This window comes from Robertmurraya phoenicis (genome assembly GCF_047302285.1).
Taxonomy (GTDB): Bacteria; Bacillota; Bacilli; order Bacillales; family Cytobacillaceae; genus Robertmurraya.
Genome location: NZ_CP154845.1, coordinates 1441210 through 1454994 on the forward strand (window position 1 = coordinate 1441210; position 13785 = coordinate 1454994).

General features: G+C 39.0%; 12 protein-coding genes, 1 tRNA gene, 3 pseudogenes and 1 other annotated feature. All 16 genes and pseudogenes read left to right on the top strand.

Translation table 11 applies throughout. The annotated features are described in order from the left end of the window. Positions 1–3: 3 nt before the first annotated feature. Positions 4–228 carry a spore germination transcription factor GerE gene (gene gerE / locus AA0X71_RS07015; RefSeq protein WP_019154738.1) on the top strand — a complete coding sequence of 75 codons (225 nt, stop codon included), beginning with the start codon at positions 4–6 and terminating at the stop codon, positions 226–228. A 259-nt stretch (positions 229–487) separates the two neighbouring features. Continuing rightward, entirely contained in the window at positions 488–946 is a 459-nt protein-coding gene (locus AA0X71_RS07020) for a MarR family winged helix-turn-helix transcriptional regulator (protein WP_413360739.1), read from the top strand. 10 nt (positions 947–956) lie between these two features. Then, positions 957–1775: a glutamate racemase gene (gene racE, locus AA0X71_RS07025; RefSeq protein WP_413360742.1), complete on the top strand. Its 819-nt coding sequence runs from the start codon at positions 957–959 to the stop codon at positions 1773–1775. A gap of 87 nt (positions 1776–1862) precedes the next feature. Beyond that, positions 1863–2160, top strand: a pseudogene (locus AA0X71_RS07030) (transposase); the annotation flags it as partial. Positions 2161–3163: 1003 nt separating this feature from the next. Then, positions 3164–4216 (top strand): GerMN domain-containing protein, encoded by a 1053-nt coding sequence (locus tag AA0X71_RS07035; protein ID WP_413360744.1) that lies wholly within the window; start codon positions 3164–3166, stop codon positions 4214–4216. A 126-nt stretch (positions 4217–4342) separates the two neighbouring features. Beyond that, on the top strand, positions 4343–5098 hold the full coding sequence (gene rph / locus AA0X71_RS07040) for a ribonuclease PH (RefSeq protein WP_413360747.1): 756 nt from the start codon (positions 4343–4345) through the stop codon (positions 5096–5098). Further along, entirely contained in the window at positions 5095–5697 is a 603-nt protein-coding gene (locus AA0X71_RS07045; protein ID WP_413360749.1) for an XTP/dITP diphosphatase, read from the top strand. Before rph ends, AA0X71_RS07045 begins: the two co-directional genes overlap by 4 nt. Before the next feature lie 16 nt (positions 5698–5713). Next, positions 5714–6232, top strand: a complete 519-nt coding sequence (locus AA0X71_RS07050; protein ID WP_413360752.1) for a metallophosphoesterase — start codon at positions 5714–5716, stop codon at positions 6230–6232. Between the two features lie 544 nt (positions 6233–6776). Beyond that, a tRNA-Arg gene (locus AA0X71_RS07055) sits at positions 6777–6853 on the top strand. Positions 6854–7223: 370 nt separating this feature from the next. Continuing rightward, positions 7224–7607: pseudogene (locus AA0X71_RS07060) on the top strand (glycoside hydrolase family 73 protein); the annotation flags it as partial. Between the two features lie 48 nt (positions 7608–7655). Then, positions 7656–8195, top strand: a pseudogene (locus AA0X71_RS07065) (N-acetylmuramoyl-L-alanine amidase); the annotation flags it as partial. 111 nt (positions 8196–8306) lie between these two features. Further along, positions 8307–8627: a peptidoglycan-binding domain-containing protein gene (locus tag AA0X71_RS07070; RefSeq protein ID WP_413362515.1), complete on the top strand. Its 321-nt coding sequence runs from the start codon at positions 8307–8309 to the stop codon at positions 8625–8627. A gap of 566 nt (positions 8628–9193) precedes the next feature. After that, positions 9194–10096 carry a branched-chain-amino-acid transaminase gene (gene ilvE / locus AA0X71_RS07075; RefSeq protein WP_413360755.1) on the top strand — a complete coding sequence of 301 codons (903 nt, stop codon included), beginning with the start codon at positions 9194–9196 and terminating at the stop codon, positions 10094–10096. A 14-nt stretch (positions 10097–10110) separates the two neighbouring features. After that, positions 10111–10362 (top strand) — a binding site (T-box leader). 81 nt (positions 10363–10443) lie between these two features. Beyond that, positions 10444–12165, top strand: coding sequence for an acetolactate synthase large subunit (gene ilvB / locus AA0X71_RS07080; protein WP_413360757.1), 1722 nt, complete (start codon positions 10444–10446; stop codon positions 12163–12165). Beyond that, positions 12162–12680 carry an acetolactate synthase small subunit gene (gene ilvN / locus AA0X71_RS07085; protein WP_019154729.1) on the top strand — a complete coding sequence of 173 codons (519 nt, stop codon included), beginning with the start codon at positions 12162–12164 and terminating at the stop codon, positions 12678–12680. Before ilvB ends, ilvN begins: the two co-directional genes overlap by 4 nt. Before the next feature lie 63 nt (positions 12681–12743). After that, positions 12744–13757, top strand: coding sequence for a ketol-acid reductoisomerase (gene ilvC, locus AA0X71_RS07090; RefSeq protein ID WP_413360760.1), 1014 nt, complete (start codon positions 12744–12746; stop codon positions 13755–13757). Positions 13758–13785 lie beyond the last annotated feature (28 nt).

Below are 13785 nucleotides of genomic sequence, written 5' to 3' on the forward strand. Positions count from 1 at the left end.
TACTTGAAGGAGAATGAATATACTCACAAGCCATTACTCACCAAACGTGAAAGAGAAGTATTCGAGCTATTAGTACAAGATAAAACAACGAAAGAAATCGCTAGTGAACTGTTTATCAGCGAAAAAACGGTTCGGAATCATATTTCGAATGCCATGCAAAAACTCGGTGTTAAGGGGCGTTCACAAGCAGTTGTAGAACTCCTTCGAATGGGAGAACTAGAACTTTAAATGCAAACCGGCTATCCAATTTTGGAAGCCGGTTTACTTATGGAAAACACTTTCCTAAATGTATATTGCACTAATAGATTGAACATCCTTGCAAGTCATTTCTTCGACAGGTTCCGACATCAGTTCTACTAATTTTCCTTGAAATTTATATGAAAAAAGTAGAAAATAAAAGAAAAAGCATGTTTGAACGAGAATGAAGATGAATGCTTAAATTATTTTCATAAAACTAGGATTGTATTTTGGAATAGGGAGTTGTGGCATGATGGAGCGTGAGGAAGTTCAAGAAAAAAAGGGTTTAGAAATGGTTGCGGAGATTGAAAAGGATTTAAGATACATAGCTGGAATCATTAAACAAAAGGGTCGGGAAATTTTAAGCAATTATACGATTACCCCTCCTCAGTTTGTTGCCTTGCAATGGCTCTTTGAAGAAGGAGACATGACAATCGGGGAGTTATCGAATAAAATGTATTTAGCATTTAGCACAACAACCGATTTAGTTGATCGAATGGAAAAAAATGAGCTCGTAAAGCGTGTAAAGGATCCGAATGATCGACGTGTGGTGCGAATACACCTTTTAGAAGAAGGTGAGAGAATTATCGATGAAGTCATTAAAAAGCGTCAAGTTTACCTTCAGGAAGTGCTAAGGAATTTTTCTGAAGAAGAGGTCATTACCCTCAAAGATAATTTAATGAGATTACATCAAGATATGCGAGAATGAGGCGAGTTATTTGGAACAAGCAATTGGAGTAATTGATTCTGGTATTGGCGGATTAACAGTTGCCAAAGAAATCATGCGTCAATTACCACATGAAAAAATTCTTTATCTGGGAGATACAGCTCGCTGTCCTTATGGACCACGAACTGGTGAAGAAGTGAAAAAATTCACATGGCAACTGACGAATTTTTTATTAAGTAAAAATATAAAAATGCTCGTTATCGCCTGTAATACAGCAACGGCTGTGGCACTAGAAGAAATACGTCAAGAGTTATCTATCCCAGTGCTCGGTGTTATCTACCCTGGGGCAATCTCCGCGTTAAAAGTAACGGAGAATTATAAAATTGGTGTCATTGGAACTGAAGGAACGATCAAAAGTAAAGCCTATGAAATGGCATTAAGATCGATTAACGGATCCGTTTCAGTAAGCGGATTAGCCTGTCCAAAATTTGTCCCACTAGTTGAAAGTGGGGAGTATGATGGTCCAGTTGCGAGGCGTGTGGTCGCCGAAACCCTTGCTCCATTAACGAATAAAGGATTGGATACGCTTATTCTTGGCTGTACCCATTATCCCCTGTTAGAACCAATCATTAAAACGATGATGGGCAAAGATGTAATAGTAATTAGCTCTGGCGAAGAAACAGCAAGAGAAGTTAGCAGTATTCTCTATTACAAACGACTTCTAACAAATAATAACACGATTCCTGAGCATGAATATTATACAACTGGTTCGAGCAGAATTTTTTCCAGAATTGCTTCACAGTGGTTAGGAAAGAAAATGCTGAATGTGCAGACTGTTCGGATTGAGAGTAAGACAGAAAGCCTCCTCTAAGGGGGCTTTCTGTTTTTTCTTTTAAGATGAATGGTGGAACTTTCCGAGCGCGGGGCTGAGCTACTTCCCCAGTGATTCTCAGTATACCAGTGTACAGAAAGTAAAAACCATCAAAAGCTTATACAACGTCATATTGGGAAGCTTACACAGAAGAGGCAGACATCTACGCCACAACGATGAAATCAAACAGGTATACGTTAAACGCAAAAAGACGATTGAACGTGTCTTTACTGATGCGAAGGAAAAGCATGGTATGCGATGGACAACTTTACGAGGTCTTAAAAACAAATCTATGCAGGCGATGCTTACGTTTGTTGCCATGAACTTTAAGAAAATGGCAACTCGGACTTGTCAATCTGCCCTAATTAGGAGCCAATCTAGTTGATTGGAGCGGAAGGTGTTTGACTCCTGGGAGAATAGCGTGACAGCCGAGACCCCGCAGAAGAGTCAGCGACGAGGAGGCTCGGCGCACGCCCCCGGAAAGCAAGCGCCTGGAGCGGAAATCAACGATTTTAACCACATTTCTATCCAGAAATGACAAAAAACAATGAGAGGGATCCTTTCGATGGACTTTTGTCTACATTCTTTTTATTTTTTCACTATAATCATGCTTCATGAGCTCTTCATGTGACATACTTTTCACTTGTTGCTAGCAAACTCTTGTCTCATGAGCCCTTCATATGACATACTTTTCTCTTATAACCACCAAACTCTTGTCTCATGAGCCCTTCATATGACATACTTTTCTCTTATAACCACCAAACTCTTGTCTCATGAGCTCTTCATGTGACATACTTTTCTCTTGTAACCACCAAACTCTTGTCTCATGAACTCTTCATGTGACATACTTTTCTCTTGTAACCACCAAACTCTTGTCTCATGAGCTCTTCATGTAACATACTTTTCTCTTGCATCCACCAAACTCTTGTCTCATGAGCTCTTCATATGACATACTTTTCTCTTGTAACTACCAAACTCTTGTCTCATGAACTCTTCATGTGACATACTTTTCTCTTGTAACCACCAAACTCTTGTCTCATGAGCTCTTCATGTAACATACTTTTCTCTTGCATCCACCAAACTCTTGTCTCATGAGCTCTTCATGTAACATACTTTTCTCTTGCATCCACCAAACTCTTGTCTCATGAGCTCTTCATATGACATACTTTTCTCTTGCTCATATCAAATATCTCTCATCCTGAACAAAAGGCATCGAGTTTCGTCTCTCGATGCCTTTTGTCGATAATCTGAAGCCTTCTTTAGGGGGCTTATTTTTTTTGAAAGATATAAAAAATATCTTGATTGTCCAATTTTTTTTCGTGAGGCGGTCTAATTTGAAAATAGGCTCGTATATATGTTAGTACAAACTGTCTTTGGAGGGATAAAGCATGTCCATTAATAAAAGAACAATTGTACTAACATCATTGATTATTTTATCTGTTCTCTTGTCTGGCTGTGGCTTGCTGGGGGGGAAGGAAAAGGAGAAAATTGATCCACCTCAAACGGTTACATACACAGATGATGGTCAGGTAGTTGAAGAAACTGCGGGAGAAGAAGTTGCAGATGAAGAGGCTAGTGAAGGTAGTGTGATGACAGAACTTTATTTATTCGATAAGAACGGTTATGTTGTACCGCAAACCTTTTCACTGCCGAAAACTGAGTCGGTCGCAAAACAGGCGCTTGATTATTTAATTGAAGGTGGTCCAATTACAGAAATGTTACCAAACGGCTTCACAGCTGTCTTACCAACTGATACTGAAGTAAGTGTTAATATTACTGACAAAACTGCTATTGTTGACTTTTCAAACGAATTCAAAAATTATAAGCCTGAAGATGAGTTAAAGATTTTAGAAGCAGTAACTTGGACGTTAACGCAATTTGATTCTGTGGAAAATGTCGCATTGAAGTTAAATGGTCATGAATTAAACGAAATGCCTGTTGCAGGCATTCCAATTGGAAAAACGGTTAGCAGAGCAAATGGAATCAATCTTGATACAACAGATGTGGTTGATATAACCAATACAAAGGCTGCCACTGTCTATTATGTTGCTGGTGAAGAAGGTTCGTATTATTACGTTCCAGTCACACGTCGTGTGGCAGAGAACAATATTGAAGGGGTCGTAACTGAGCTTGTAAAAGGCCCAAGTTACTCGTCTACATTACTGAATGACTTTTCACCAGATGTTGAGTTACTAGAGGAACCAAAGATTGAAGATGGAAAAGTAACATTAAACTTTAATGAGTATATTTATGGTAGCTTTGAAGAAAAAGTGATTTCAGAACATGTTCTAAACATGCTTGTTCTTTCCTTAACGGAGCAGGAGGGAATTGAGAGTGTCGAAGTAATGGTAAATGGTGAAGCTGAACTTGTGAAGGAAAATGGAGAGAAAATTGTAGAACCTGTGACAAGACCTGAAAATGTGAATACAATTAGTTTTTAAAAAATCTTTTTTGATATACTATAGATAGGACAGTAGAAGAAGGTGGCTTCGTTAAAGCCACCTCTTCTTTATTGACGAAGCTCTAATTAAAGGGCAAAAGTATTTGTGGGAAAAGGAGGATATCATATGCGTGTTGATGAGAGACAACCGTTTCAATTACGTCCGATTGAAATTGATACGGATTATTTAATGCATCCTGAAGGATCTGTGCTCATAACAGTTGGAAACACGAAAGTCATTTGTACCGCTAGCATTGAGGAGAAGGTGCCACCTTTTATGAGAGGGCAAGGAAAAGGATGGGTGACAGCGGAGTACTCCATGCTTCCACGGGCAACAGGACAACGTAATATAAGAGAGTCAGCGAAAGGGAAAATCACTGGGCGAACGATGGAAATTCAACGCTTGATTGGAAGAGCACTTCGAGCAGTGGTTGATTTAGATGCACTTGGAGAAAGAACGGTATGGATCGATTGTGATGTCATTCAAGCGGATGGCGGAACAAGAACTGCTTCCATCACAGGTGCGTTTGTGGCAATGACACAAGCGATACATAAAGTCTATCTTGAAAAAAAGTTATCAAAATATCCGATTAAGGATTTTCTAGCGGCAACGAGTGTCGGGATTCTCGAAGATGATAATGTTGTTTTGGACTTAAATTACATAGAAGACTCAAAGGCAAATGTCGATATGAATGTCGTTATGACAGGAAATGGAGAATTTGTTGAAGTTCAAGGAACGGGTGAAGAGTCCACTTTTTCATACGAGCAATTACAACAATTACTTAAGGCTGCTCAAGAAGGAATTAGCGAACTGTTCGAGCATCAAAGAGCGGCAATCGGAGAAGCAGCAACTGCAAAAATCGAGGAGAAAACAGCGAAATGAAAAAAGTTATTATAGCAACAAAGAATCTTGGCAAAGCAATGGAATTTGAAAGAATGTTTCGACCTCTTGGTTTTGAGGTAAAGACATTATTGGATTATGAGGAAATAGAAGATATCGAAGAAACCGGACAAACCTTTGAGGAAAATGCAATGATAAAGGCAGAAGCAGTTGCTAAGCAAACGGGACAAGTGGTCATTGCCGATGATTCTGGCTTAATTGTCGATGCCCTAGATGGTGCCCCTGGCATTTATTCTGCCCGCTATGCTGGACCTGCAAAAGACGATGAAGCGAACATGGATAAACTATTAGAGAACTTAAAAGATGTTCCAGATGAGCAAAGAACAGCAAGATTCTATTGCGCTTTAGCCATTGCCTATCCAAATGGTGAAGGAATTACGGTTAATGGTTCTTGTGAAGGGATCATTTTGAGAAATAGAAGAGGTTCAAATGGTTTCGGCTATGACCCAATTTTCTTTGTAAATGGGCTAGGAAAAGCAATGGCCGAACTTGAACCAAGTGAAAAAAATCAGATTAGTCACCGAGCGAATGCCTTGAAAAAGCTAGAAGAAATCATCCAGTCTGGAAAATTTAATGCTTGAATAGAAGGTGCTACCTATGGCAAAAGTGTTAATCGTAAGTGATAGCCACGGACAAAGAGAAGAACTTTCTGAACTGAAAGTAAGACATGGACAAGATATCGATCTCATGATTCATTGCGGAGATTCTGAACTCTCAAAAAAAAATGATGAGATTCAAGCCTTTACTGTGGTAAGAGGAAATTGTGACTTTGGCAATGATTTTGATACGGAAATCATAAAAAAGGTTGGCGAGTTATGTTTTTACGTTACCCATGGTCACTTATTTTCGGTTAAATCGTCGTTAATGCAGCTCCAATACCGTGCAGAGGAAGTAAATGCGGACATTGTCTGTTTTGGACATTCGCATGTACTAGGTGCTGAGATGGTCAAAGATAAGCTATTTATTAACCCAGGTAGCCTCCGTTTGCCAAGGGGGAGAAGAGAGCGAACTTATGTCATACTGGACATTCACGGCACAGCGGTTAACTTCCATGTGTATGACTTTGATAAAGGGGAATTGACGGAGTTTTATCAAACCTATGTATTTAATAAGTGATAGATGTGTTTTTGATGTGTGTTCCGATAAATCCCGTTTTTCGTTGGTATATTAAAAAAGTTATTGCTGATATACTTTATTTTTCTAGAACTACATGAAACGAATCATTTGATAAGAAGTGGGGGAAGAGGCTTTCCCCCTATTTAATCATTTGTTTGTGAAAAAATAAAATTTCCTGTTGACTTTTAATTACTAGCACAATATAATAAAAAATGTCCTTGAAAAAAGGAAGCACACAAATTAGCTTTCCCAGTAGCTCAGCACGAACGAATCCGCTTCTTCGGAAAAGCTACAGCGTACTGATCGAGCCGCTGCTTGAATAAACTTTCTGAGATCAGGACGGGATAACGCAAAAATTATGTGTAAACAAAACGAAATAATACATTATAACATATGTCCCAGTAGCTCAGCACGAACGAATCCGCTTCTTCGGAAAAGCTACAGCGTACTGATCGAGCCGCTGCTTGAATAAACTTTCTGAGATCAGGACGGGATAACGCAAAAATTATGTGTAAACAAAACGAAATAATACATTATAACATATGTCCCAGTAGCTCAGCAGGATAGAGCAACGGCCTTCTAAGCCGTCGGTCGGGAGTTCGAATCTCTCCTGGGACGCCATTTAATTTTAATATGCTTGTATAAGCGCCAGGAGGAAACTCTTAAAAATGTTGTTGAACCAACGTTTTTAAGAGTTTTTCTTATGTTTAAAGCTTGAAGGAGTCCCGTTGAGTAAAGTGGAGTTTTGAAACTTTTTTACATATTACATAATCACCTTTTGTGCGAAAATTACAACAGCTGATTCTTCGTCTTCTTCTCTTAATTCTTTCATGACATGGGTGTAGTTAATGTAGGGGTTTATGATTGTTTTTTTGCAGTTGGTAAGTAGTAACCCAAAAAAATAGATTGTCCAATCGGTTAATACTGTTTTTACATAAACTATTGTGAGGTGATAACAATGAGTTTTATTGAGGAAATGGTTCCCCTTACGATGAAGTATATGCGACAGGAAGGGATTTTAGCATCTCTCACCCTTGCCCAAGCAATCTTGGAGAGTGATTCAGGAAAATCTGAATTGGCAGTTAAAGCTAATAATTTTTTTGGAATCAAAGCCAACTCAACTTGGAAGGGTGCCGTCTACAACAAGATGACAAAAGAGTATCTCAATGGCAAATGGGTAGAGGTTATGGCTGCATTTTGCCATTTTGATAGCATTGAACACTGTCTAGAATACAGAAGCACCGTTTTCCTTAAAAATCCTCGCTATAAACCGTTATGGGGAATTACAGATTACAAAAAAGCTGCTCAAGTCATTTGGGAATGTGGTTATGCAACAGCACCTGATTATCCACAAAGACTAATTAATCTCATTGAACAATATGAGCTTTATAAGAACGATAAGGAGGAGGCAAAAACGGTTAAAATGTTTATTGATCCAGGTCATGGAGGAACGGATCCAGGGGCTGTAGGCAATGGATTGCAAGAAAAAAACGTAACACTAGATATAGCCATAAAAATAAGGACTATACTTGAAAATGAATATGAAAACGTTGAGGTAAGAATGAGTCGAACTAGTGATATGACAGTCAGCCTAGCACAAAGAACGAGTGATGCAAACGCATGGGGGGCAGACTATTTTCTTTCCATTCACATTAATGCTGGGGGTGGAACAGGTTTTGAAAGTTATCGGTTTACAAATGCACCGACACAAACAGCTAGATATCAAAGCATAATTCACCCAGAAATAGTATTAGAAAGTATAATTCGCGATCGGGGAATGAAAGTAGCGAATTTTCATGTTCTTCGTGAAACGAGAATGTCTGCTCTGTTAACGGAAAATCTATTTATCGATACAAAAGCTGATGCTGATTTGTTAAAGAAAAATGAAGTACGAAACGCTATTGCACAAGGGCACGTAGCTGGATTGGTAAAAGCATTTGGTTTAAGGAAAAATGGACAAGCAACGCCATCACCTAGTCTTCAACCTAGCTCTAAACCAGCAAAAGTTAATCATATCTCTCTGTTCCAAGAGTGGCTTAATAAGACCTATAAATCCGGTCTTGTCGTCGATGGTATGTACGGATCTAAGACGCGTGCTGCTGCTATCAAAGCGTTGCAAACGGAGCATAATAGACAATATAACGCGCGCCTCGTAATCGATGGTATCTATGGACCTAAAACCAAGGCCGCCATCCGAACGATTCGTAAGGGCACTCGTGGTATTTTGGTCTATATCCTACAAGGATTACTTTATTGTCAGGGACATGACCCTAAAGGTTTTGATGGGGTATTTGGTGATAATACTGAAGCGGCAGTTCTTGCGTTGCAAAAAGCTACAAAAATAACTCAGGATGGATTACCTGGTAAGAATACTTTCGATAAGCTAGTAGCATGATATCATTTCAGCTAAAACTTATCTCTCAGTAAATGCCCTTACTAAATGGAATAGGTAAGGGTTTTGTAATTATAATTTAATTTTGAATGTGACGGTTAAGATTTATAATTCTATTGTTTTTTTTCAATTATATTTGACTATAAATGCCCCTGCTAATAAAGCGCTTTCTTTTATGTTAGAAAACCTAACATCAAATCCGTCTTTCTTCTATTATAATAACTTCGAAAAAACTGGGCTTTTTATTTATTAAAAAGCACCGAAATCACACATTGAAATTATCGAAAAAATAAAAAAAATTAAAGCAATAAGATTATTGTTGTATCAATTATGTAAGCGTATCCAATTTAATAGAAAAATATAAATTATCGCACAATTCGCAAAAATACTGTTGACGAAGAGGGAAAATGCGAGTAAGATAGTCCTCAAATAAATAATAATAATAAAGAGATGTGCTGCTACAAAGTGTAACTGCGATTAATATTTTGAATTTTAAGATATATCTCTTTTTTTACATTTGATTTCAGTCATTTAAAGCGTTTTGATATTAAAGTGAAGAGGTGGGTTTCGTGTCAGAGCAATGGATTTTTCTGAATGATGAATATGTCACGAAAGAAAACGCCAAGGTCTCCGTTTATGACCATGGTTTCCTCTATGGAGATGGAGTATTCGAGGGGATTCGCGTATATAGCGGAAATATTTTTAGAATGAAAGAGCATATGAAACGCTTGTATAACTCTGCTAAATCAATTCTACTTACAATTCCTTATACAGAAGATGAATTAACAGAGATCATTGCGAATACAGTTGAAAAGAACAATGTTGAAGATGCTTATATAAGAGTGGTTATTTCAAGGGGAGTTGGTGACCTTGGATTGGATCCATATAAGTGTGCGAAAGCGAGTGTTATCGTCATTGTAGAGCCATTATCCATTTTTCCAAAAGAACTCTATGAGACAGGGCTTGAAATCATTACTGTGGCGACACGTAGAAATCGACCAGATGTATTAAGTCCAAAAGTAAAGTCCCTTAATTATTTGAACAATGTTCTTGTAAAAATAGAAGCCCATTTAGCCAATGTGAGTGAGGCACTTATGTTAAATGATCAAGGCTATGTGGCAGAAGGTTCAGCCGACAACGTCTTTATTCTCAAGGATGGCTGCTTTTTAACACCTCCAGGATATGTTGGAGCTCTTGATGGAATTACGAGAAATGCTGTTATCGATATAGCAAGAGAACTTGGTTACGAGATTAAAGAAGAACCATTTACAAGACATGATGTGTATACAGCTGACGAAGTTTTCCTGACTGGAACAGCTGCCGAAGTAATTGCAGTTGTGAAAGTGGATGGTAGAGTGATTGGCGATGGAGTTCCTGGCGTGCATACGAAGAAATTACTAACGAAGTTTAGGGAGCGAGTTGTGTCAGAAGGTGTAAAGGTATATAGCAAAACAACACCACGAGTAAGCTAGTAAAGTATCTATATGAAAAAGCGACGAAGAGGATAAGTAGTTTTATGGTATGTCGATCGACAGAGAGCCGGAGATGCTGAGAACCGGTGGTCACTACATAAAATGAACTCACCTCAGAGTGCTGTCTTGAAAGGGTATCAAGTAGAGGCAGTCGAGTGGCGACACTCGTTATCAAAAAGGCCAGATTTTTGGTCATAAGTGCATGCGTATAACGCATGAACAAGGGTGGTACCGTGGAAATGCTACAAAGCCTTTTCATCCCTTATGCCTAGATGTACTAGGCTTACGAGGGGTGGAAGGGTTTTTTATTTTGAAAAAAATCGCCAAGGAATAAAGGAGGGCAACGAATGTTACAGGAAACTGCCTTAACAAATACTAAGGCTGAGAACAAAACGTTAAGCGGCTCGGAGCTTTTACTACATGCTCTGGAAAAGGAAAAAGTTGAAGTCATTTTTGGTTATCCAGGTGGGGCTGTATTACCAATCTACGATAAAATCTATGATTCCAAAATTCTTCACGTTTTACCTCGACATGAGCAAGGTGGAATTCATGCGGCTGAAGGATATGCACGAATCACAGGGAAACCAGGCGTTGTGATTGTAACATCGGGCCCAGGAGCAACAAATATCGTTACAGGATTGACAGATGCCATGATAGATTCGCTTCCGCTTGTTGTATTTACAGGGCAGGTTGCCACTGGTGTAATTGGAACAGATGCTTTCCAAGAAGCAGATATTTTAGGGATTACCACTCCGATTACCAAATATAACTATCAGGTAAGAAATATTGAGGATATCCCGCACATTATTAAAGAGGCGTTTTATATTGCTAGTTCTGGTAGGCCTGGACCAGTATTAATCGATATTCCAAAGGATATCGCAACGGCGATGGCTGAAGTACAAGAAGAGAAGGAAATTCAGTTACCAGGCTATCAGCCAACATTGAAGCCAAATTATTTGCAAATTCGCAAGTTGACTGAAACGGTGAGTCGAGCGAAGAAGCCGGTTATTTTAGCAGGGGCTGGTGTACTTCATAGCAAGGCAGCTAAAGAGTTAAAAGAGTATGCAGAACAGCAAAAAATTCCAGTTGTTCATACACTCCTCGGATTAGGTGGATTTCCTGCGAACCATGAACTCTCCTTAGGAATGGCAGGCATGCATGGCTGTTATACCGCCAATATGGCACTATACGAATCAGATCTCCTTATTAATATTGGAGCTAGATTTGACGACCGATTAACAGGAAACTTAAACCATTTCGCTCCAAGCGCTACGGTCGCTCATATCGATATCGACCCAGCTGAAATTGGCAAAAATGTTCCAACTGAAATTCCAGTTGTAGCAGATGCGAAGGAAGCTTTAAAAGAGTTAATTGGCCAAGAAGGAAAGCAGCCTGTACATGATGAATGGCTGCAAACATTAGCAAGATGGAAGAGTGAATATCCTTATGAATATGAGAAAAGCGAGAGTACTCTTAAGCCACAGAAAGTTTTAGAAATGCTCTATGAAAAAACAAAGGGGGATGCGATCGTTGTTACTGACGTCGGTCAGCATCAAATGTGGGCTGCTCAATATTATCAATTTTCAAAAGCAAATCGATGGGTAACCTCAGGTGGCTTAGGAACGATGGGATTCGGATTACCAGCAAGTATTGGAGCCTCACTCGCAGATAAAGATGCTTGTGTGCTAGCGGTTCTAGGTGACGGTGGATTTCAGATGAGCACACAGGAGCTTGCGGTGATTCGAGAATTAAATCTACCGATTAAGATTGTGATTCTCAATAATCTAGCCTTAGGAATGGTTCGACAATGGCAGGAACTCTTTTACAATGAGCGTTATTCCCATAGTAAAAACCCGGTTCAGCCATCCTTTGTGAAACTAGCAGGAGCATATGACATCAAAGGCTATGTGATTGAAACAGAAGCAGAGGCAGAAGAGATATTAAATGAAGTTCTCGAAAATCGTGATCCGGTACTTCTAGATTTCCGTGTTGATGGAAAGGAAAATGTCTACCCAATGATCGCACCTGGTAAAGGGCTAAATGAAATGGTAGGTGTGAAAAAACAATGAAAAGAATCATTACGTTAACCGTTAATAATCGACCAGGTGTATTGAATCGAATTACCAATCTTTTTTCCAAAAGAAATTACAACATTGAAAGCATTACGGTCGGTCATTCTGAAATTGAAGATGTATCGAGAATTACATGCGTCGTCAATGTCGAAAATGATCAAGTTATCGAACAAATAACGAAACAATTAAACAAGCAAATAGATGTGTTAAAAGTGACAGATATCAGTGAACAATCCATTGTCGCTAGAGAGTTGGCGCTAATCAAGGTGCTCTCAACTCCAAACAATAGAAGTGAAATGAATGCCTTAATTGAGCCATTTAGAGCTTCGATTGTAGACGTCGGCAAAGATACGCTCGTCATTCAAATTACAGGAGAGTCTGATAAAATTGAAGCCTTTATCGAATTGATGAAGCCATATGGGATTAAGGAACTTGCGAGAACAGGCGCGACTGCATTCTTAAGAGGTACTCAACGCTCGAGCAATCAGACAAAAAATATCTCCATCGTTTAACAATAGGGAATCCAGTAATAAAACATATACAAAAACATTACTAGTTGGAAAGGAAGAGGACAAATGGCAAAAATGTACTATAACGGAGATGCAAACGCAAGTTTTTTAGAAGGGAAAAAGGTGGCGGTAATTGGCTACGGATCACAAGGTCATGCACATGCTTTAAATATGAGAGATAGTGGAGTGAATGTCGTCGTCGGACTCAGAAAAGGGAAATCTTGGGATAAGGCAGTAGAAGATGGTTTAGAAGTTGTCACAGTGGCTGAAGCAACAGCACAAGCAGATGTAGTTATGATTCTTTTACCAGATGAGTTGCAACCAAAGGTGTACAAAGAGGAGATTGAGCCAAATTTAACGAATCAAGCCTTAATGTTTGCTCATGGATTCAATATTCATTTTCATCAAATCGTTCCTCCTAAAACTTGCGATGTCCTATTAGTTGCACCAAAGGGTCCAGGACATTTAGTTAGAAGAACATATGAAGAAGATGCAGGTGTTCCAGCATTGTTCGCCATCTATCAAGATGTGACTGGAGAGGCAAAAGAGCTAGCCCTTGCTTATGCAAGAGCGATTGGAGCGTTAAGAGCTGGAGCGTTAGAAACAACATTTAAAGAAGAGACGGAAACAGATTTATTTGGAGAGCAAGCGGTGCTATGTGGAGGAACGACAGCATTGGTGAAAGCAGGATTTGAAACCCTTGTTGAAGCAGGCTACCAACCAGAATTGGCATATTTTGAAACATTGCATGAATTGAAACTAATTGTTGACCTCATGTATGAAGGTGGATTAGCCGGAATGCGTTATTCTATATCTGATACGGCTCAATGGGGTGATTTTGTCACAGGATCACGGATCGTAACGGATGAAGTGAAAAAAGAAATGAAGGCTGTTTTAAAGGATATTCAAGATGGTCATTTTGCAAAAGGATGGATTCTTGAGAACCAAGCTAATCGTCCAGTATTTAATGCCATTAATGCCAGTGAAAATGAACACCTTATTGAAAAGGTTGGAGAAGAACTTCGTGCAATGATGCCATTCGTAAATAAAAATCGCAAAAAAGAAGTTGTGACTAAGTAAGAAATTAATCAAATTATGAAAGGATGGA

Excerpts from the sequence above, each read along its gene's own strand:
- AA0X71_RS07020 (WP_413360739.1), top strand. The coding sequence starts at position 488 with ATGATGGAGCGTGAGGAAGTTCAAGAAAAAAAGGGTTTAGAAATGGTT.
- AA0X71_RS07035 (WP_413360744.1), top strand. The coding sequence starts at position 3,164 with ATGTCCATTAATAAAAGAACAATTGTACTAACATCATTGATTATTTTA.
- rph (WP_413360747.1), top strand. The coding sequence starts at position 4,343 with ATGCGTGTTGATGAGAGACAACCGTTTCAATTACGTCCGATTGAAATT.
- AA0X71_RS07045 (WP_413360749.1), top strand. The coding sequence starts at position 5,095 with ATGAAAAAAGTTATTATAGCAACAAAGAATCTTGGCAAAGCAATGGAA.
- AA0X71_RS07050 (WP_413360752.1), top strand. The coding sequence starts at position 5,714 with ATGGCAAAAGTGTTAATCGTAAGTGATAGCCACGGACAAAGAGAAGAA.
- AA0X71_RS07070 (WP_413362515.1), top strand. The coding sequence starts at position 8,307 with ATGTACGGATCTAAGACGCGTGCTGCTGCTATCAAAGCGTTGCAAACG.
- ilvB (WP_413360757.1), top strand. The coding sequence starts at position 10,444 with ATGTTACAGGAAACTGCCTTAACAAATACTAAGGCTGAGAACAAAACG.
- ilvN (WP_019154729.1), top strand. The coding sequence starts at position 12,162 with ATGAAAAGAATCATTACGTTAACCGTTAATAATCGACCAGGTGTATTG.
- ilvC (WP_413360760.1), top strand. The coding sequence starts at position 12,744 with ATGGCAAAAATGTACTATAACGGAGATGCAAACGCAAGTTTTTTAGAA.